Genomic DNA, 18640 nt, shown 5'->3' with positions numbered 1-18640 from the left:
CCGAGGAACCATGTGGTCATCATGGCGGACATCCGATGCGCGGCGCTATCGGCCATTCGGGGGACATCCGCTCACGCGCGCCGCGCCGGCCACGGAGATCCGCACCTCCGTCGGCCATTTCCCGCCCGAAAGTGCGACGGGAGCGCGTTTCTCCGACGGGAGCGCGACCCCGGCAGCGCAGCCGAGCCGAGCCCGCGGTCTAGCCGAGGAACTCCCGCGCCGCGGCCGACAGTGCCGTGACGCCGACCTCGATCGTCGGGTGGATCTCCGGGGCGAAGAACGGGGAGTGGTTGGTCGGGATGTCCTTCTCGAGGCGCCCGGCCGCGCTCGCCTCGGCGAAACGGACCGGGTCGATGCCGCCCCAGAACCAGAACACCAGCGGCGCTCCGGCATCCCGCGCGAACCACGAGACGTCCTCGCTGCCGGTGAACATGCCGGGATCGATGACGGATGCTTCGCCGAGGGCACGCTGCAGTGCTGCGGTCACCCGCGCCGTGGCATCCTCGTCGTTGATCGTGGCCGGAAGGGTGTGGTCGGTGCGGATCTCGGGCTCGCGCTCGGCACCGGAGGCCGCGGCCTCGGCGCGCACGATGCGCTCGACGCTCGCGAGCACCTTCTCGCGCGCCTCTTCGTTCGGGTAGCGCAGGCTGAGTTCGAGCTTCGCCTCCGCGGGGATGATGTTGTTCTTGAGCCCGGCGTGGATCGAGCCGACCGTCACGACGGCCACGCCCTGCGGGTCGATCTCGCGCGAGGTGATGGTCTGCAGGCGCATCACGGTCGCCGCGGCCATGACCACCGGGTCGATCGTGGCGTGCGGGCGGGAACCGTGACCGCCGCGCCCGTGCAGCGTCACGGTCAGACCGTCGGATGCCGCCATCTGGGTGCCGCTGCGCACGCCGATGATGCCGGCGGGCAGCGGGGTCACGTGCTGCCCGAGCACGATGTCGGGCTTCGGGTAGCGGTCGAGGATGCCGGCGTCGAGCATCGCCCGCGCGCCTGCGCCGTACTCCTCGGCAGGCTGGATCACCACGACGAGAGTGCCCGACCACTGGTCGCGTTCGGCGACGAGCTTCTCGACGGCGCCGATCATCGCGGTGACGTGCATGTCGTGGCCGCAGGCGTGCATGACGGGGACGGTCGTCCCCGCGGGGTCGACGCCGTGTGCGGTGCTGGCGTAGGCGAGCCCGGTCTGCTCCTCGACCGGCAGCGCGTCCATGTCGGCGCGCGCCCACACGACCGGCCCGTCGCCGTTGCGCAGCACGCCGATGACGCCGGTGACGCCCACGCCTTCTTCGACCTCGAGACCGAGATCGCGCAGGTGCTGGGCGGCGATGCCGGCGGTGCGCGTCTCCTGGAACGAGAGCTCCGGATGCTGATGCAGGTCGATGTACAGCGCTTCGAGGTCGATCGTCATGGCCCGAGCCTAGCGGTGACGCCCGGTCGGATCAGGGGTGGCTGTAGGTCGACAGCTCCGGCCCCGGATGCAGCACCGCGTTCACGATCGCCCGGATCGCGAACTCGCTCGCCCCGCCCAACTCGACGGTTCCGGGGTGCAGGAGCCACTGCAGCTGCAGCCCGTCCATCACCGCCAGGATCGCCGCCGCCGCGTCGGCGATCGTGTCCGGGTCGCGCACGCCCTCCTGGGCGCACAGCTCGTGGAAGGCGGCGGTGACCTCGCGCCGGAGGGTCGTGTACCGATCCTCGAAGTACTCGCGGCCGGGGTGGTCGTCGGTCACCGATTCCGACGAGAGCACGGTGTACGCCTGCACGATGCCGGGGCGCCGCTCGTTCGCGTACGCCGTGCGCACCAGGTGCAGGAAGAGCTCGGGGCCGCCGGGGATGTGCTTCTCGGCGAGTTCGGCGACGTCCGTCTGATCGCGATACGAGAGCACCTCGAGCAGCAGCTTCTGCTTCGACCCGAAGTGATGGAGCACCCCGGCATGGGTGATCCCGACCTGATCGGCGACATCGGCGAGGGTGCCGTTGGTCGAGCCCTTGTTGCCGAAGATCTCGACCGCTGCCTTGAGGATCTGCTCGCGTTTCGCGAGGGTCGCCGGGCGCACGCGGACGGTCTGGTCACTGTCTGCCATCGCCGCTTCCTCTCTCTCGCGAGCCGTGCTTGCGATCCAACTTACTCCTCGGTAACCTCACGGAAGCTTACTTTCTCGACAGTAAGCAAATCACGACGGCCGGCGGACCCCCATCCACCGGTGACACAGCACAACGACCGTGCCCAAGGAGAAGCAATGAAGCTCAGAAAGTCTCTGATCGCGGCGACCGCGATCACCGCCCTCGGAATCTCGGCCCTCGCCGGATGCTCCGCTGGAGGGAACGACGACTCCGGCAGTGCTGCCGGCGGCGCCGCCCTCACGATCGCGAAGCCCGACGGCGCGATCACCACCGAATCCAACAACCCGTTCGTGGGCGACTCGTCCGCCTCGAAGTACGGCTACGGCAAGGTGATCTTCGAGACCCTCGCCCTCGTGAACCAGACCGGCGACCGCGGAGTCACCCCCTGGCTCGCCGAGAGCATCGAGTGGAACGACGACTACACCGTCCTCACGGTCGTGCCGCGCAAGGATGTCACCTGGAGCGACGGCGAACCGTTCACCGCCGACGACATCGTCTACTCGTACGAGCTCGCCTCCACGCCCGCGCTCGACACGGCCGGCCTCCAGCTCGACAGCGCCGTCGTCGAGGGGGACAACGTCGTCCTGACCTTCGCCGCGTCGAAGTACGTCAACCAGGCCCGCGCCCTGCACGTGCCGATCGTCCCGAAGCACATCTGGGAGAACCTCGACGACCCGGCCACGAACCCCGTCAAGGGCGACGACCTGGTCGGCACCGGTCCCTACGTGCTGTCGAACTGGTCGACCGAGTCGGTCACGCTCGACGCCCGCGACGACTACTGGGGCGGCGACCTCTCGGTACCCCAGCTGCACTACGTCTCGTACGGCGACAACACCGCGCTGACCACCGCTCTCGCCAACGGCGACGCCGACTGGGCGCAGGCGTTCATCCCGCAGATCGAGGAGCAGTTCCTGTCGGTCGACCCCGAGCACAACAAGTTCTGGGCAGCTCCCACCACCGGCTCGGCGACGCTGTTCATGAACCTGCAGCGGAAGCCGTTCGACGACCCGGCCTTCCGTCAGGCGCTCGCCTGGGTGATCGACCGCGACGCCTACGTCGACATCGCCCGCGAGGGTGCCAGCGAGGCCGTCTGGTCGGTGACCGGACTGTCGTCGATCCTCGAAGACGAGATCCAGCCCGAATTCAAGGACGTGGACTACTCGGTCGATGCCGAGAAGGCGCGCGACCTGCTCGAGACCGCCGGCTACACGTGGAAGGACGACGCGCTGATCGACCCCGACGGTGCGCCCGTCTCGTTCACGCTCTCGGTCCCCTCGGGGTGGAGCGACTGGAACACCGCGCAGGAGCTCATCGCCGAAGACGTGACCGATGCCATCGGCGCCGAGGTCAAGATCGACATGCCCGACTGGGGCGGATGGGCGGACCCGCGCGACAACGGCACCTTCTCGGCGATCATCCACTGGCTCGAGGACAGCGGCACGGCCTACGGCCTCTACACCTCGACCATGGACCCGCGCTGGATCTCGGACGGCAAGGCCGGCTTCAACTTCGGTCGCTTCGACGACCCCGAGGCCACAGCGGCGCTGAACTCCTACGCGAACGCCTCATCGGATGAGGAGCGCACCGCGGCACTCGACACGCTGCAGACGATCTTCTCCGAGCAGGTGCCGGCCATCCCGCTGGGCGCGCACCCGCTGCTGGGCGAGTTCAACACCCGCAACTACGTGGGCTGGCCGTCGGAGGAGGACCCCTACGCCTCTGCCGACCCGACGCAGCAGAACATCGTGCAGATCCTCACGAAGCTGAAGCCCGCCGAGTAAGCACCATCCTGCAGGGGAGCCCGCGGCCCGCAGCGGCGCGGGCTCCCCTGTCAGGTCGACGAAGGACACCCCCATGCCAGACCCCCTGCTCAGCGTGCGCGACTTCTCGGTCGTGTACGACGTCGATCCGCCCGTCGAGGCGGTGAAGAACGTGACCCTCGAACTGCAGCGCGGCGAGATCCTCGGTCTCGCCGGTGAGAGCGGATGCGGCAAGACCACGCTCGCCTACGGAGTGCAGCGCCTGCTGCGCGCGCCCGCCGTCATCACCAGCGGCAGCGTCACCTTCCACGATGCGACCGGCGTCGACATCGACATCAATGCGCTCGACGTCGATGCCATGCAGCGGTTCCGCTGGGACAAGGTGTCGATGGTGTTCCAGGGGGCGATGAACGCCCTGAACCCGGTCGCGACGATCGGCTCGCAGCTGGAGGACGTGTACGAGATCCACCGCCCCGACATGAACCGCAAGCAACGGCGGGCCGAGGCCGAGGAGCTGCTCGAGATCGTGAAGGTCGGACGCCAGCGCATCCGGTCCTTCCCGCACGAGCTGTCCGGCGGCATGCGTCAGCGCGTGATGATCGCGATGGCCCTCGCCCTGCGGCCCCAGCTCATGGTGATGGACGAGCCGACCACCGCGCTCGACGTGCTGGTGCAGAGGGAGATCCTGAAGCAGATCTCGCAGCTGCGGCACGAGTTCGGCTTCTCGGTGATCTTCATCACCCACGACCTTCCTCTCCTTCTGGAGATCAGCGACCGGATCGCGATCATGCGCGAGGGCGAGATCATCGAGCTCGCCACGGCCGAGCGCATCTGGACCCAGCCCGAGCACGAGTACACGAAGACGCTGCTGTCGTCGTTCCCCCGGCTGACCGGGGAGAGAGGGGTGCTGGTGCGATGACCACCCTCGAATTCCGGAACGTCACGAAGGCGTACAACGTCCGCGGCGCCGGCCAGATCAAGGCGCTCGACGACGTGAGCTTCACCCTCACCTCGGGCCAGACGATCGGCCTGGTCGGCCAGTCCGGCAGCGGCAAGTCCACGATCGCGAAGATCCTCACCCAGCTCGAGACCCCGACCAGCGGCGAGGTTCTGCTCGACGGCACGCCGATCCCCCGTCGCGGCAAGGGGCTGCGGAAATACCGGCAGCAGTTGCGCATGGTGTTCCAGGACCCGTTCGCCTCGCTCAACCCGTACCACTCGATCCGCTACCACCTGGAGCGCCCGATCCGCCTCGACGACGTGGTGCCGAAGAAGGAGACCGAGGACGAGGTGCGCCGGCTCCTCGACCGCGTGCGGCTGGATGCGGATGCCGTGATCGACCGCCGCCCGCACGAGCTCTCCGGCGGACAGCGGCAGCGCGTGGCGATCGCCCGCGCCCTGGCCTCGCGTCCCTCGCTCCTGGTCGCCGACGAGCCCGTCTCGATGCTCGACGTCTCCATCCGCCTCGGCGTGCTGAACCTGCTCGCCGACCTGCAGCGCGAAGAGGGGCTCGGCGTGCTCTACATCACCCACGACCTGGCGACCGCCCGCCACTTCAGCGACGAGATCATGGTGCTCAACCAGGGACGTGTCGTGGAGTACGGCGCCGCCGACGATGTGATCCTCAATCCGCAGGACCCGTACACGCGCGAACTACGATCCGCTTCCCCCGACCCGGACAAGTTCTTCGCACAGGCAGCATCGACCGGAGGCGCACTGTGAGCACCGCGTTCCCCCAGCTCGACGACAACGACCTCGTCGCGCGCGACGCCCTCGAGGTCGGCACCACCGCGACCACGGCCGAGCGCGGAAGCCGGAAGGTCCCGTGGCGCTTCTTCGCCGGACGAGCGGGCTTCTACCTGTTCACGCTGTGGGCGGCCATCACGATCAATTTCTTCCTCCCGCGGCTCATGAAGGGCGACGCGGTCAGCTCCTACCTCGCGCGCAACCGCAACGTGAGCCCCGAAGCGGCCGATGCGCTGCGCATCCTGCTCGGGATCGACACCGACAAGTCGATCTGGCAGCAATACATCGAGTACTGGGGGATGCTGCTGCGAGGCGACCTCGGCATCTCGACCCTGCACGGTCTGCGCCCGGTGGCCGAGGTGCTCGCCGCCGCGCTGCCGTGGACGCTGGGACTCGTCGGCATCGCCACGATCATCTCGTTCACGATCGGCACGGTCGCGGGTGCGATCGTCGGATGGAAGCGCGGCAGCAGGCTCGACGCGATCATCCCGGTCACGACGTTCTTCAACACCATCCCGTACTTCTGGCTCGGGCTCATCGCCATCGCGATCTTCTCGTCGACCCTGAAGTGGTTCCCCTCCTCGCACGCCTATGACAAGGGGCAATCGCCGGAGTGGAGCTTCGACTTCATCGGCCAGGTGATCATGCACGGCACCCTGCCGGCGCTGACCATCGTGGTCGCCTCGCTCGGTGGCTGGGTGCTCGGAATGCGCAACATGATGCTGACCGTGCTCGACGACGACTACATCACCGTCGCGCAGGCGAAGGGCATGCCCAACAAGCGGGTGCTCTGGGGCTATGCCGCCCGCAACGCGGTGCTGCCGCAGATCCAGAGCTTCGCGCTGTCGATCGGCTTCATCGTCGGCGGCACGATCGTGATGGAGATGGTCTTCAGCTACCCGGGTGTCGGCAAGCTCCTGCTCGACGCGACCAACGCCAAGGACTTCGCCCTCATGCAGGGCGTGTTCCTCGTGATCACGCTGTCGGTGCTCGTGGCCAACATCCTCGCGGATGTCGTCTACGCCTACCTCGACCCGCGCACGCGCCAGATGGAGTCCTGACATGACCGTTCCCACCACCGCAGCGAGCACCGCGCCCGACGGATCGGCCGTCGTCTCCGGCATGCCCGAGACCGCGACCCTCCGCACTCCGCCCGCCGGCGCACCGCCGCGCAAGACGTTCTGGTCCCAGCTCGCCCAGGCGTTCGCGATGTTCCGCAACCCCAAGTCGATCGCCGGGCTCATCATCCTCGGGGTGTTCGTGCTCGTCGCGATCCTCGCGCCCTGGATCGCCCCCTACGGGCCGACCCAGAAGGACCGCACGGCGCTCCGCCAGCCGCCCTCCTGGGAGCACTGGCTGGGCACGACGCACATGGGGGAGGACGTGCTGAGCCAGATCATCTACGGCACCCGCGGCGTGATCGTCGTCGGCTTCCTCGCCGCCTTCATCGCCACGATCATCGCCATCACGATCGGTGTGATCGCCGGCTACGTGCGCGGCTGGAAGAGCGAGTCGCTCTCGGCGCTGACCAACGTGTTCCTGGTGATCCCCGGCATCCCGCTGATCATCATCATCGCCTCGCAGTTCGAGAACCCGCCGCTGATCGTGATCGCCGCGGTGCTCGGGCTCACCGGGTGGGCGTGGGGTGCGCGCGTGCTGCGCGCCCAGACGATGTCGCTGCGCAACCGCGACTTCATCCAAGCTGCCCGGGCCAACGGCGAGCCGCTGCGCCGGATCATCACCGTCGAGATGCTGCCGAACCTCATGGCGCTCATCGCCTCGAGCTTCGTCGGCACCGTGACGGCGGCCATCCTCGGTCTCACGACCCTGGCCTTCATCGGCGTGATCCCGGTGAGCAACCTCAACTGGGGCACCATCCTGTTCTGGGCGCAGCAGAACGGCGCGTTCCCGCGGCTGTGGTGGTGGTACGTGCCCGCAGGGCTGTGCATCGCCATCATCGGCGTCGCCCTCTCGCTCATCAACTTCGGCATCGACGAGTACGTCAACCCGCGCCTGCGCTCCGCCGGAGAGCGGGCCAGGGCGATGAAGAAGAAGGGGCTGAACGTGAACGACGCCGTCACGGCCGTCCGCAGCGTGCCCCTGCCGCAGAAGAGCCCCGATCCCGTAACGTCGGCGGCCTCGCACGACACCTCCGACTCCTCGAAGACCTCGACCCAGAACACGAAGTGATGACCTCTCAGACCCTGACCACCGTTCTTCCCTACCAGGACCCCGCCCTCTCGATCCCCGAGCGCGTGGACGACCTCCTCAGCCGGATGACGCTGGAGGAGAAGGTCGGGCAGATGCTGCAGCTCGACGCGCGCGACGACCTCGACGACCACATCGCCCGGCGGCACGCCGGCTCGATCCTGCACACCTCTCCCGAACGCATCCTGCAGGCCAACGAGCTGACGGCGCAGACCCGGCTCCGCATCCCGCTGCTCGTGGCGGAGGACTGCATCCACGGGCACTCGTTCTGGCCGGGGGCCACGATCTACCCGACCCAACTGGGCATGGCCGCGTCGTGGGACGCCGACCTGCTCGAGCGGGTGGCCCGCGCGACGGCGGAGGAGGTCGCGATCACCGGCATCCACTGGACGTTCTCGCCCGTGCTGTGCATCGCCCGCGACCTGCGCTGGGGTCGCATCAGCGAGACCTTCGGGGAAGACCCGTTCCTGATCGGCGAGCTGGCATCAGCGATGGTGCGCGGTTACCAGGGCGACGGCCTCGACGACCCCACCGCGATCCTCGCGACCGCCAAGCACTTCGCCGGATACTCCGAGACCCAGGGCGGGCGCGATGCGAGCGAGGCCGACATCTCGCGGCGCAAGCTGCGCTCCTGGTTCCTGCCGCCGTTCGAGCGCGTCGCCCGCGAGGGATGCCGCACGTTCATGCTCGGTTACCAGACCACCGACGGCGTGCCGATCACGACCAACGACTGGCTGCTCAGCGACGTGCTGCGCGGCGAGTGGGGGTACACCGGCACGCTCATCACCGACTGGGACAACGTCGGACGCATGGTGTGGGAGCAGCGGATCCAGCCCGACATCACGCACGCGGCCGCTGCGGCGGTGCGGGCCGGCAACGACATGATCATGACCACTCCCGCCTTCTACGAGGGGGCGCTGGATGCCGTGGCCCGCGGAATGCTCGCCGAGGACGCCTTCGACGCCGCAGCCGCCCGCATCCTCACGCTCAAGTTCGAGCTCGGACTCTTCGAGAACCCGCGGTTGCCGGGCGACGAGCTGGATGCCGTGGTCGGCAGTGTCGCGCACGCCGAGCTGAACCTCGAGACGGCCCGCCGCTCGATCGTGCTGCTGGAAAACGACGGGGTGCTGCCGCTCGACGCCGCCGCGCCGCTGAAGATCGCGGTCACCGGCCCGCTCGCCGACGACGCGCAGACGCAGCTCGGCGACTGGGCCGGCGGCTCGGGTCAGGCCGGGTGGCTCGACGGACAGCCGCGCGAGATGATCACGACCGTGCTCGACGGGCTGCAGGCGATCGACGGGTGGAGCGTCACCCACGCCCGCGGTGCCGACATCCTCACGCTCGAGGAAGACCCCAAGGGGCCGTTCTTCCCCGACAAGCAGCCGCGGCCCCCGGTAGTGAAGGCCTGCGAGCCGGATGCTGCGCTGATCGCGGAAGCTATGGCTGCGGCATCCGACTCCGACGTCGTCGTGGCGGTCGTGGGCGACCGGATCGAACTCGTCGGCGAAGGGCGGTCGACCGCGACGCTCGAGCTGATCGGCGGGCAGAACGCGCTGATCGACGCCCTCATCGCGACCGGGAAGCCCGTCGTCATCGTGCTGCTCGCCTCGAAGCCGCTCGTGCTGCCGGCATCCGCATCCCGGGCCGCCGCCGTGATCTGGGCCGCGAACCCGGGCATGCAGGGTGGGCGTGCGCTCGCCGAGATCATCTCGGGGGCCGTCGAGCCGTCGGGCCGGCTGCCGATCTCGTTCGCCCGCCACGTCGGCCAGCAGCCGACGTACTACAACCAGATCCGCGGACAGCACGGCGACCGCTACGCCGATCTCACGCAGTCGCCCGCCTGGGCGTTCGGCGAGGGCCTGTCGTACACGACGGTGGAGTACTCCGACCTGGAGCTGGAGGCGACCTCGCTGGGGGAGTCCGACACCATCGTCGGGCATGTCACGGTGGCGAACACCGGCACGCGGCCGGTGCGCGAGACGGTGCAGGTCTACGTGCGCGACTCCGTGACGAGCGTGAGCTGGACCGACAAGGAGCTGAAGACCTACCGCCAGGTCGACATCGCACCAGGGGAGTCCGCCCGCGTGCGCGTGGAACTGCCGGTCGCCGACTGCTCGATCGTCGATGCTGCCGGGACGCGTCTGGTCGAGGCCGGCGCGTTCGAGCTGCTGGTCGGCCCGAGCTCGCGCGACGACGTCCTCCTCTCCGCCGACTTCGAGGTCGCCTGACCCGGCGGCATTCGTCTTCCGGGGTTGCCCCGAAGGTGCACCCGCGTTCCGGTATGCAGGCCGAGCGCGCGACATCGACACCTAACCTTGGACGATGAACTCGCTCGTGCTGCAGGCGTGGGGAGACGAGTCTTACCGAACAGCGGGCGTGGAGCGGCCTTCCTACCTCCTGGGTGCCGCGATCGCAGATGCCTCACGCTGTGAAGACATGCGTGCCCGACTCCAACGTCTTCCTCGACGCGGACCGAAACTCCATTGGCGAAACCAGGACAGACGCGCCAGGGATGCATCCATCGCGACGATCGCGGATTTCGACGCGTACCACGTCATCGTTATAGCAGCGCCGGTTGATTCTCGTCGGCAAGAACGTGCTCGCGCGCTCTGTCTTGAGAGGCTCGCATGGCAGCTCGACGGGCAGGGCGTGCAACTACTCACGCTCGAAGCGCGTCCGCACCAGCTGATGCAAAGAGATCTCCGAACCGTCGACGCGTTGCGGGGTAAGCGGGCTCTCCCTGAGGGGCTTCGGATCGATCATGCGCAGCCCAGCGAAGAGCCGATGGTCTGGATTGCCGATCAGGTTCTCGGTGCACTGGGGGAGAAGATGTCCGGTGGCCGGAGTGACTGGTTCGATGCCGTGAGTCCATCGACCACCATCGAACAGGTCGAGCTCTAGACGCGCGAAAGCCGGGTCCCGTCCAGAGGGGCGGGGGTCCCGGCTTCTACTTCCCTACCTCCAGCGGGGGCGGGCTGCGACCATTCTACGTCTTTCACAGGCGTAGTGCTCCGTCGATCTACGAAGCCTGCTCCTCAGTCCTGCAGCCGCTGCGGACCGGCGCCCTGCGTCGCGAGGGCGTCGTCGGGGTTGAGAAGGCCGCACGCCTTCATCGACAGGCAGCCGCAGCCGATGCATCCGGTGAGTTCGCGTTCGAGGCGCTCGATGCCCTCGCGGCGCTTCTCGAGCTCGCGCTTCCAGCGGCGTGAAGCCTTCTGCCAGTCGGCGTGGCTCGGGGTCTCGGTCAGCGGCACGTCGGCGAAGGCGGTCTGCACGTCGGACAGCGGGATGCCGAGGCGCTTGGCGACCGTGATGAGCGAGACCCGCCGCAGCATGTGCCGGGCGTAGCGGCGCTGATTGCCGGGCGTGCGGGTCGAGGCGATGAGGCCGAGGGTCTCGTAGAAGTGCAGGGCAGAGGCGGCGACGCCTGTGCGTCGGGTCATCTCGCCGATCGTCAGCGGCTCGTCGGGTGCGTGCGGGCTCATCCGGAGACCTCTCCCTCGATTTGACTTCAAGTGTACTTGAGGTTTTACGGTTGTCCTGTAGCCCCGAAAAGGGCCGATCTACCCGAACGAGGACAGCGTGACCCGAACGAAGACCCCGCGATGACCTATGTGATCGCTCTGCCGTGCGTCGATGTGAAGGACAAGGCCTGCATCGACGAGTGCCCCGTCGACTGCATCTACGAGGGTGAACGGTCGTTGTACATCCACCCCGACGAGTGCGTGGATTGCGGCGCCTGCGAACCGGTGTGCCCGGTCGAGGCCATCTACTACGAAGACGACCTGCCCGACGAATGGCAGGACTACTACAAGGCGAACGTCGAGTTCTTCGACGAGATCGGCTCGCCCGGAGGCGCCGCCAAGACGGGGATGCTCGCCTTCGACCACCCGATCATCGCCGCGCTCGCACCCCAGGGGGAACACGCATGACCGTCGCCGAACCGCGCATCGCCATCGTCGGAGCAGGGCCGGCCGGCATCTACGCCGCCGACATCCTCCTCGGACTCGCCCCGACCGCGTCGATCGACCTGTTCGAGAAGCTTCCGGCGCCCTACGGCCTGGTCCGTTACGGTGTCGCCCCGGATCACCCGCGCATCCGCAAGATCACCGATGCCCTGCACGACGTGCTCGTGAACCCGCGCATCCGGCTGCTGTGCAACGTCGAGATCGGCGTCGACGTCGCGATCGAAGACCTCCGCGCAGCATACGACGGCGTCATCGTCGCAACGGGCGCCGACCTCGATGTGCACCTCGACATCCCCGGTATCGACCTGCCCGGATCCTTCGGCGCGGCCGATTTCGTGTTCTGGTACGACGGGCATCCCGATGCGGCGCGCACCTGGCCCCTTGAGGCGGAGTCGGTCGCGGTGCTCGGGGCGGGCAACGTCGCCCTCGACGTGACGCGCATCCTCGCGAAGCACGCCTCGGCGCTGACCCACACCGACACTCCGGATACCGTGCTCGATCAGCTCGCCGCCAGCCCGCTGCGCGACGTGCACCTGTTCGCCCGGCGCGGTCCTGCTGACGTGCGGTTCTCGGCGATGGAGCTGCGCGAGCTGGCCGAGCAGGACGACGTCGACGTGATCGTCGACCCGGATGAGCTCGCCCTGGACGAGCACGCCGAGCGGATGGTCGCGCAGTTCTCCCAGCGCCGCATCATCGTGCGCACCATGACCGAGTGGGCCGCGCTCGACCCGGCGGGCCGCACGGCTTCACGCCGCATCCACCTGCACCTGCGCCAGCGTCCCGTGCGCCTCCTGGGCACGGACCGCGTGACCGGCATCGAGATGGAGCGCACGGCATCCGACGAGCTGGGCCGGATGGTCGGCACCGGCGAGCTGCTGCGTTACGACGTCGGAGCGGTGTACCGGGCAGTGGGCTATCGTTCGACACCCGTTCCCGGGATGCCGTTCGACGCCGATCTCGGAGTCGTTCCGCACGCCGAGGGGCGGGTCGTGGATGCGGCGGGCGCACCGATCCCGCGACTGTACGCGACCGGCTGGATCAAGCGCGGGCCGGTCGGACTCATCGGCTCGACCAAGTCGGATGCCGCGCAGACCGTGCGTCACCTCGTCGACGACCTCGCCGACGCCGAGCCGATCGCGCCCGGGGAGGACCCGCTCACCCACGTCGACCACGCCGTCGACCTCGACGGCTGGCTGCGCATCGATGCGGCCGAACGCGGTGCCGGTGCGGAGCGCGGACGAGAGCGGACGAAGCTCGTCGATCGCGCGGAGATGCTCGCGCACGCGAAACTGACGCAGATGACGGAGGCCGTCCGATGACCGCGACACCCGTACCCACCCCGGTCGGCGAAGGGCTCAAGGCCGCGTTCCGCACGCACCCCGCCGGTGTGGCGATCATCACGGCATCCACTCCGGAGGGCCCCGTCGGGCTCACGGCGTCGAGTGTCGCCTCCGTGGCGGTCGACCCCGCGGCGATCGTGTTCTCGGTCACTCGTGCGACCGGCTCTGCGGGCGCGATCCTCGGTGCCGACACGTTCGTCGTCCACCTCATCGACGACGAGCACTCCGCCCTCGCACAGAGCTTCGCGGTCAGCGGCTCCGAGCGCTTCACGCCCGAGCAGGGGTGGTCGGCGCTGGAGACGGGGGAGCCGCACCTCGCCTCGGCGCGGGCCGCCCTGCGCTGTCGCACCCTGCAGACCGTGGCCGTCGGCTCGTCGACGGTCGTGATCGCCGAGGTCCTCGAAGTTGTGGCGGGGCCGCAAGGACGCCCGCTCGTGTACCTCGACCGCCGCTTCCACGCCCTCCCGCACGACACCCACCACTGAACATCATCGAAAGGAAGACGCCATGTCCACTCTCTACACACTCCCCGAGCTGCCCTACGACTACTCGGCACTCGAGCCGCACATCTCCGGCAAGATCATGGAGCTGCACCACTCCAAGCACCACCAGGCCTACGTGACCGGTGCGAACACGGCACTCGAGCAGCTCGCGACCGCCCGCAGCGCCGGTGACCTCGCGAACGTCAACAAGCTCGAGAAGGACCTCGCGTTCAACCTCGGCGGCCACATCAACCACTCGGTGTTCTGGCAGAACCTCTCGCCCGAGGGCGGCGGCGCCCCGGAGGGCGAGCTCGAGGCCGCGCTGGTCGACGCGTTCGGATCGATCGACGCGTTCCGCGCGCACTTCACCGCGACGGCGCTGGGTGTGCAGGGGTCGGGCTGGGCCGTGCTCGCCTGGGACAGTGTGGGCGCCCGCCCCGTGATTTTCCAGCTCTTCGACCAGCAGGGCAACGCTCCGCTCGGCGTCATCCCGCTGCTGCAGCTCGACGTCTGGGAGCACGCCTACTACCTCGACTACCTCAACGTGCGTGCCGACTACGTCAAGGCGTTCTGGAACCTCGTGAACTGGCCCGACGTGCAGCGCCGCTTCGAGGCCGCGCGCACCGCGACCCAGGGCCTCATCGTCGCGAGCTGATTCCCGAGGTCGACCCGGCCTCATACGTACGACCCGGCCCCCTGCGGACGTCCGCAAGGGGCCGGGTCGCACGCAAAGGGCCGGGTCGGCCCCACGGGTCGACCTAGATCAGCCGGGCGGTGGTCCCGCGCACGTTCAGCTCGTACGGCAGTGCCGACGGGATGTGCACCTCGTCGGGCGTGGTGAGCTTCGCCAGCACGGCATCCGCGGCGCGCTCACCCTGCCCGAGCGGGAACTGGTCGACGGTGGTCAGGCGGAAGAACTCGCCGAGCTCGTGCCCGTCGATGCCGACGATCGAGAGTTCATCCGGCACGCTGAAGCCCAGGTCGCGGGCCGCGAGCAGGGCCCCGATCGCCATCTCGTCGGATGCCGCGAACACCGCGGTCGGTCGCGGGCCCGGCCGTCCGAGCAGCTGCTTCGCCGCGCGATAGCCGCCCTCGACCGTGAAGTCCGCCGGCTCGAGGAAGGCGTGGTTCAGGGGAATCCCGGCCTTCGCCAGGGCCTTCTCGAACCCGAGGCGGCGGTTGGTGGGGATGTGGAAGTCGATGTCGAACTCGGGGTTGGCGCCGATGTGCGCGATGTCGGTGTGACCGAGGCCGATCAGGTGCTCGGTGGCGAGCTGGGCGACCGCCACGTCGTCGACCGTGAGGGTGTCGAGCTTCGGGTTCGGGCCGCCGATCGCGATGACCGGCAGGCCGAGATCGAGCAGGTGCTGCGTCTCGTCGGCGTCGAGCTCGATCGCCACGGCGATGACGGCATCCACACGCTGCCGCCGCAGGAACGTGTCGAACACGTGCCGACGTACGTCCTTGTCGGCGGTGATGTTGTAGAGCGTGATGTCGTAGCCGGCGCGCATCAGCGCGGCCGAGACGCCCGACAGCACCGTGCTGAAGAACCATCGGTCGAGGAACGGCACCACGACCCCGACGTTGCGGGTGCGCCCGGACGCGAGGCTCGACGCGCGTGACGAGACGACGTAGCCGAGCGACTGCGCCGCGGCCTGCACCCTCTCCCTGGCGGATTCGGACACGTGGCCGCGGCCGCTGAGTGCGCGCGAGACGGTCGCGGTGGAGACCCCGGCGAGCCGGGCGACCTCATCGATGCTGGCCATGTGTTCCTCTGAGAAGTCGTTCCGGCCGCGGTTCCCGTCGTCTCACGATGTGGCGAGCGACGGGATCCGCGACCGGAACGGGGGTTCGGCCGGTCAGACCGTGGTGTACCAGACGGCGGTGTCGACCGGGATCGACGAGCCTTCGAACGGCTGGCTCTTCAGCATCACGCTCGCGTCGGCCGGCAGCTCGATCGGCTCGGTGCCGAGGTTCGCGACCACGTGCACGTCGCCGCGACGGAAGGCCACCGCGTCAGCGCCGGCATCCTCCCAGACCAGCGAACCGGCACCGAAGCCGTGCTCACGACGAGCCGCGAGCAGGCGCTTGTACAGGGCGAGCGTCGAGCCGGGGTCGACCTCTTCGACGTCGCGGGCGTAGGTCGCCCACTCGGTCGGCTGCGGGAGCCACGACAGGCCGGTCTCGTTGAAGCCGAAAGCCGGCGCCTCCGCTTCCCAGGGCAGCGGCACGCGGCATCCGTCGCGCCCGTAGCGCTTGCCCCCGGTGCGGAACCAGGTCGGGTCCTGACGGAACTCGTCGGGGATCTCCATCGCTTCGGGCAGACCGAGCTCTTCGCCCTGGTACAGGTACGCCGAGCCGGGGAGCGCGAGCATGAGGGTGGTCGCCGCGCGGGCGCGGGCCAGGCCGATCGCGGTGTCGGGCTTGTTCGGAGTGTTCGGTCCGATGCCCTCGCCCTGGGGGTTGTCGGCCGTGAGCGCGAGGCGCGAGGCGTGCCGCACGACGTCATGGTTCGAGAGCACCCAGGTGCTGGGCGCTCCGACGCCGCCGAACTCGTCGAGCGACTCGCGGATGACGTCGCCCAGTTCCTTCGCGTTCCACGGCGTCATCAGGTACGGGAAGTTGAAGGTCTGGTGCATCTCGTCCGGACGCACCCAGAGCGCGGTCTGCTTGAGCGTCGGCATCCAGGCCTCGCCGCACAGCGCACGGTCGCCGTCGTACTCGGCGAGCACCTTGTGCCAGTCGCGGTAGATCTCGTGGACGCCATCCTGGCCCCAGTACGGCACGTTCGACTCTCCGCCGCCCATGGAGTCGGCGTCGGTCGGCGGGGTGTAGTCGGGGAGGCCCTCGGTCTTGATCATGCCGTGGGCCACGTCGACCCGGAAGCCGTCGACACCGCGGTCGAGCCAGAAGCGCAGGATGGAGCGGAACTCCTCCTGCACCTCTTCGTTGTTCCAGTCGAAGTCGGGCTGCGTGGCGTCGAAGATGTGCAGGTACCACTGGCCGGGGGTGCCGTCGGCCTCGGTCACCCGCTGCCACATGCCGCCGCCGAACACCGACTCCCAGTTGTTGGGCGGGAGCTCGCCGTTCTCACCACGGCCGTCGCGGAAGATGTACCGCGCGCGCTCCGGGCTGCCCGGTGCCGCCTTGAGGGCTTCCTGGAACCACACGTGCTGGTCGGACGAGTGGTTCGGGACCAGGTCGACGATCACGCGGATGCCGCGGTCGTGGGCCTGGGTCAGCATCTCGTCGAAGTCGGCGAGCGTACCGAACAGCGGGTCCACGTCGCGGTAGTCAGCCACGTCGTAGCCGGCGTCGCGCTGCGGGCTGGTCATGAAGGGGCTGAGCCAGATCGCGTCGACCCCGAGTTCCTGCAGCGAGTCGAGGCGGCTGGTGATGCCCGGGAGGTCGCCGATGCCGTCGCCGGACGCGTCCGCGAAGGATCGGGGGTAGATCTGGTAGATGACGGCGCTGCGCCACCACTCGGAACCGGGGGCTGCGATCTGCTCAAGCTGTGCCATGCGAACAGGCTACTGCAAACGCTTACAGTCTTGCCAGAGCGGGCATCGAATCGGTTCGATCCGGAGCGTGCCGTCGCGGCTCAGAGTGCCAGGATGCCGCGCGATGGAGAGGGGAAGCGGGCCCCGGCCTGCACCGAGGTGAGGAGTTGGGCGTCGATGGCGTCGAGCGCGATCCGGACCGCGCCCATCGCCACCGACTCGTCGCCCAGGGTGGAGAGCACGACCCGCGGGGCGTGCAGCTGGAGCTCGTCGATGTGCGAGCGGATCGCGTCGAGGATGATCTCGCCGCCGCGGGAGATGCCGCCGCCGAGCACGATCAGCTCCGGGTCGACGGCCAGTGACATCGCCACGACCCCGGTCGCGATGCTGGCGGCGAATCCGTCCAGCGCGGCGAGCGCGTGCGGGATGCCGTCGCGCGCGGCGAGGAACATGGCTTCCCGGGTCGGCTCGACCCCGGTGCCGGCGAGCGAGTCGACGTGTCGAGGCGCTTCTGCCCACCCGAGCTGGGGTAGGGCGCCGACCAGGCCCGAGCCTCCGCTGTGACCGCGGTAGAGGGAGCCGCCGATGAGGATCCCGGCACTGGTGCGGTTGCCGGAGAGGACGTAGACGACGTCGCGCGCGTCCTGCGCGCTGCCACGCCAGTGCTCGGCGATCGTGCCGAGGTTGTTGTCGCTCTCGACCCGCACGGGCACGCCCCAGCGCGTCGAGAGCGTGTCGGCCAGGTCGAGGCCGAGCCAGCCGGGGAGGCCGTTGCCTCCGTACCGGGTGACGGTGCCCGACGCGTCGATGACGCCGGGCGAGCCCACGCCGGCGCACCAGACCGCCTCCATATCGAGACCCGCGTCGGCGAGGCAGGCCTCCACGACGGTCGTGGCGAGCGCGAGCCGGTCGGCGGCGCTCGCATCCTCGTCGATCGACACTTTGTGCGAGGCGCGCGGTTGGCCTTCCAGGTCGGCGACGATGCCGAGGATCTTGTGCACGCCGATGTCGAGTCCGACGACGTGGCCCGCTTCAGCGGCGAAGCGGTAGCTGCGTGCGGGGCGCCCGGGCCGCGCACTGGCCGGGGCGTCGGCGGGGGTCACCCAGCCGAGCTCGACGAGGTCGCGGACCACGTCTTCGGCTGCCGTGCGCGAGATGCCCAGCTGGTCGGCGAGGCCGGTCACCGTGTGCTGTCCGTCGCGGACGCCGAGGAATGCCGCATGGGTGTTCATGCGCCTCAGTAGCGAGCGGTCGCCGGAGCGTGGTGTCGTCGTCATGGTCTCCCGTACTCGAGGAGCGGATTCTCACGTCAAGTTTGGTTAGTCATCGTAGCGCGCTGTGAGCCGCAGGATCGGATCGGCGCGACCCGGGTCGAATCCGGCTCTTGACAGGGTTCTTTCGCATCCTCTAATTTTAATGCCAACTTGGATTATTATATGGAAGTCGTCATCCAGGAGTGCCGAGGCCGTCACCGCTCGTGCACGATGCTCCACCCCCTCGCACCCG

General features: G+C 68.8%; 17 protein-coding genes. 11 read left to right on the top strand and 6 right to left on the bottom strand.

The window, feature by feature from the left end; all coding sequences use genetic code 11:
- Positions 1–199 precede the first annotated feature (199 nt).
- Both J7E45_RS07945 and J7E45_RS07940 read right to left on the bottom strand, forming a co-directional pair.
- Positions 200–1414: an amidohydrolase gene (locus J7E45_RS07945; protein WP_167632819.1), complete on the bottom strand. Its 1215-nt coding sequence runs from the start codon at positions 1412–1414 to the stop codon at positions 200–202.
- 31 nt (positions 1415–1445) lie between these two features.
- Positions 1446–2090: a TetR/AcrR family transcriptional regulator gene (locus J7E45_RS07940; RefSeq protein WP_105710705.1), complete on the bottom strand. Its 645-nt coding sequence runs from the start codon at positions 2088–2090 to the stop codon at positions 1446–1448.
- Positions 2091–2246: 156 nt separating this feature from the next.
- Between J7E45_RS07940 and J7E45_RS07935 the strand changes: the two genes are divergently transcribed.
- The 7 genes from J7E45_RS07935 to J7E45_RS07905 all read left to right on the top strand — a co-directional run bounded on the left by J7E45_RS07935 (position 2247) and on the right by J7E45_RS07905 (position 10745).
- Positions 2247–3911 carry an ABC transporter substrate-binding protein gene (locus J7E45_RS07935; RefSeq protein WP_215068343.1) on the top strand — a complete coding sequence of 555 codons (1665 nt, stop codon included), beginning with the start codon at positions 2247–2249 and terminating at the stop codon, positions 3909–3911.
- Positions 3912–3984: 73 nt separating this feature from the next.
- Positions 3985–4809, top strand: a complete 825-nt coding sequence (locus J7E45_RS07930) for an ABC transporter ATP-binding protein (RefSeq protein WP_091032712.1) — start codon at positions 3985–3987, stop codon at positions 4807–4809.
- Complete coding sequence (locus J7E45_RS07925) at positions 4806–5612, top strand: ABC transporter ATP-binding protein (RefSeq protein ID WP_215068341.1); 807 nt, start codon at positions 4806–4808, stop codon at positions 5610–5612. The genes J7E45_RS07930 and J7E45_RS07925 overlap by 4 nt, the downstream gene beginning before the upstream one ends.
- Positions 5609–6697 carry an ABC transporter permease gene (locus J7E45_RS07920; protein ID WP_091032707.1) on the top strand — a complete coding sequence of 363 codons (1089 nt, stop codon included), beginning with the start codon at positions 5609–5611 and terminating at the stop codon, positions 6695–6697. The genes J7E45_RS07925 and J7E45_RS07920 overlap by 4 nt, the downstream gene beginning before the upstream one ends.
- A 1-nt stretch (position 6698) precedes the next feature.
- Positions 6699–7826, top strand: a complete 1128-nt coding sequence (locus J7E45_RS07915; RefSeq protein ID WP_215068339.1) for an ABC transporter permease — start codon at positions 6699–6701, stop codon at positions 7824–7826.
- Positions 7826–10072, top strand: a complete 2247-nt coding sequence (locus tag J7E45_RS07910) for a glycoside hydrolase family 3 N-terminal domain-containing protein (protein ID WP_215068337.1) — start codon at positions 7826–7828, stop codon at positions 10070–10072. Before J7E45_RS07915 ends, J7E45_RS07910 begins: the two co-directional genes overlap by 1 nt.
- A gap of 94 nt (positions 10073–10166) precedes the next feature.
- The gene (locus J7E45_RS07905; RefSeq protein WP_215068335.1) at positions 10167–10745 is read left to right on the top strand and encodes a hypothetical protein; all 579 of its coding nucleotides are present in this window, start codon (positions 10167–10169) and stop codon (positions 10743–10745) included.
- A gap of 134 nt (positions 10746–10879) precedes the next feature.
- Here the strand turns inward: J7E45_RS07905 and soxR are convergent, their stop codons facing one another.
- Complete coding sequence (gene soxR, locus J7E45_RS07900) at positions 10880–11329, bottom strand: redox-sensitive transcriptional activator SoxR (RefSeq protein WP_215068334.1); 450 nt, start codon at positions 11327–11329, stop codon at positions 10880–10882.
- A gap of 120 nt (positions 11330–11449) precedes the next feature.
- Here soxR and fdxA point away from each other — a divergent pair, with 120 nt between their 5' ends.
- The 4 genes from fdxA to J7E45_RS07880 are packed head-to-tail and all read left to right on the top strand — an operon-like array spanning position 11450 to position 14289.
- A complete protein-coding gene (gene fdxA / locus J7E45_RS07895) occupies positions 11450–11776 on the top strand; it encodes a ferredoxin (protein WP_091032694.1) in 327 nt (108 codons plus the stop codon).
- Positions 11773–13131 (top strand): FAD-dependent oxidoreductase, encoded by a 1359-nt coding sequence (locus J7E45_RS07890; RefSeq protein WP_215068332.1) that lies wholly within the window; start codon positions 11773–11775, stop codon positions 13129–13131. Before fdxA ends, J7E45_RS07890 begins: the two co-directional genes overlap by 4 nt.
- On the top strand, positions 13128–13637 hold the full coding sequence (locus J7E45_RS07885) for a flavin reductase family protein (protein WP_215068329.1): 510 nt from the start codon (positions 13128–13130) through the stop codon (positions 13635–13637). Before J7E45_RS07890 ends, J7E45_RS07885 begins: the two co-directional genes overlap by 4 nt.
- Positions 13638–13659: 22 nt before the next feature.
- Positions 13660–14289: a superoxide dismutase gene (locus tag J7E45_RS07880; RefSeq protein WP_215068327.1), complete on the top strand. Its 630-nt coding sequence runs from the start codon at positions 13660–13662 to the stop codon at positions 14287–14289.
- A 103-nt stretch (positions 14290–14392) separates the two neighbouring features.
- Here J7E45_RS07880 and J7E45_RS07875 read toward each other — a convergent pair whose 3' ends face one another.
- The 3 genes from J7E45_RS07875 to J7E45_RS07865 all read right to left on the bottom strand — a co-directional run bounded on the left by J7E45_RS07875 (position 14393) and on the right by J7E45_RS07865 (position 18411).
- Positions 14393–15400, bottom strand: a complete 1008-nt coding sequence (locus J7E45_RS07875; RefSeq protein ID WP_215068325.1) for a LacI family DNA-binding transcriptional regulator — start codon at positions 15398–15400, stop codon at positions 14393–14395.
- Between the two features lie 93 nt (positions 15401–15493).
- Positions 15494–17155 carry a glycoside hydrolase family 13 protein gene (locus J7E45_RS07870; protein ID WP_091032679.1) on the bottom strand — a complete coding sequence of 554 codons (1662 nt, stop codon included), beginning with the start codon at positions 17153–17155 and terminating at the stop codon, positions 15494–15496.
- 80 nt (positions 17156–17235) lie between these two features.
- On the bottom strand, positions 17236–18411 hold the full coding sequence (locus tag J7E45_RS07865) for an ROK family transcriptional regulator (protein WP_215068323.1): 1176 nt from the start codon (positions 18409–18411) through the stop codon (positions 17236–17238).
- Positions 18412–18640 lie beyond the last annotated feature (229 nt).

The sequence above is a fragment of the Microbacterium sp. ISL-59 genome (genome assembly GCF_018613945.1).
Taxonomy (GTDB): domain Bacteria; phylum Actinomycetota; class Actinomycetes; order Actinomycetales; family Microbacteriaceae; genus Microbacterium; species Microbacterium oxydans_B.
Note: the sequence above shows the minus strand (reverse complement) of the source record. Positions and strands in the feature narration are given on the sequence as shown.

Excerpts from the sequence above, each read along its gene's own strand:
- J7E45_RS07945 (WP_167632819.1), bottom strand. The coding sequence starts at position 1,414 with ATGACGATCGACCTCGAAGCGCTGTACATCGACCTGCATCAGCATCCG.
- J7E45_RS07940 (WP_105710705.1), bottom strand. The coding sequence starts at position 2,090 with ATGGCAGACAGTGACCAGACCGTCCGCGTGCGCCCGGCGACCCTCGCG.
- J7E45_RS07935 (WP_215068343.1), top strand. The coding sequence starts at position 2,247 with ATGAAGCTCAGAAAGTCTCTGATCGCGGCGACCGCGATCACCGCCCTC.
- J7E45_RS07930 (WP_091032712.1), top strand. The coding sequence starts at position 3,985 with ATGCCAGACCCCCTGCTCAGCGTGCGCGACTTCTCGGTCGTGTACGAC.
- J7E45_RS07925 (WP_215068341.1), top strand. The coding sequence starts at position 4,806 with ATGACCACCCTCGAATTCCGGAACGTCACGAAGGCGTACAACGTCCGC.
- J7E45_RS07915 (WP_215068339.1), top strand. The coding sequence starts at position 6,699 with ATGACCGTTCCCACCACCGCAGCGAGCACCGCGCCCGACGGATCGGCC.
- J7E45_RS07910 (WP_215068337.1), top strand. The coding sequence starts at position 7,826 with ATGACCTCTCAGACCCTGACCACCGTTCTTCCCTACCAGGACCCCGCC.
- J7E45_RS07905 (WP_215068335.1), top strand. The coding sequence starts at position 10,167 with ATGAACTCGCTCGTGCTGCAGGCGTGGGGAGACGAGTCTTACCGAACA.
- soxR (WP_215068334.1), bottom strand. The coding sequence starts at position 11,329 with ATGAGCCCGCACGCACCCGACGAGCCGCTGACGATCGGCGAGATGACC.
- fdxA (WP_091032694.1), top strand. The coding sequence starts at position 11,450 with ATGACCTATGTGATCGCTCTGCCGTGCGTCGATGTGAAGGACAAGGCC.
- J7E45_RS07890 (WP_215068332.1), top strand. The coding sequence starts at position 11,773 with ATGACCGTCGCCGAACCGCGCATCGCCATCGTCGGAGCAGGGCCGGCC.
- J7E45_RS07885 (WP_215068329.1), top strand. The coding sequence starts at position 13,128 with ATGACCGCGACACCCGTACCCACCCCGGTCGGCGAAGGGCTCAAGGCC.
- J7E45_RS07880 (WP_215068327.1), top strand. The coding sequence starts at position 13,660 with ATGTCCACTCTCTACACACTCCCCGAGCTGCCCTACGACTACTCGGCA.
- J7E45_RS07875 (WP_215068325.1), bottom strand. The coding sequence starts at position 15,400 with ATGGCCAGCATCGATGAGGTCGCCCGGCTCGCCGGGGTCTCCACCGCG.
- J7E45_RS07870 (WP_091032679.1), bottom strand. The coding sequence starts at position 17,155 with ATGGCACAGCTTGAGCAGATCGCAGCCCCCGGTTCCGAGTGGTGGCGC.
- J7E45_RS07865 (WP_215068323.1), bottom strand. The coding sequence starts at position 18,411 with ATGACGACGACACCACGCTCCGGCGACCGCTCGCTACTGAGGCGCATG.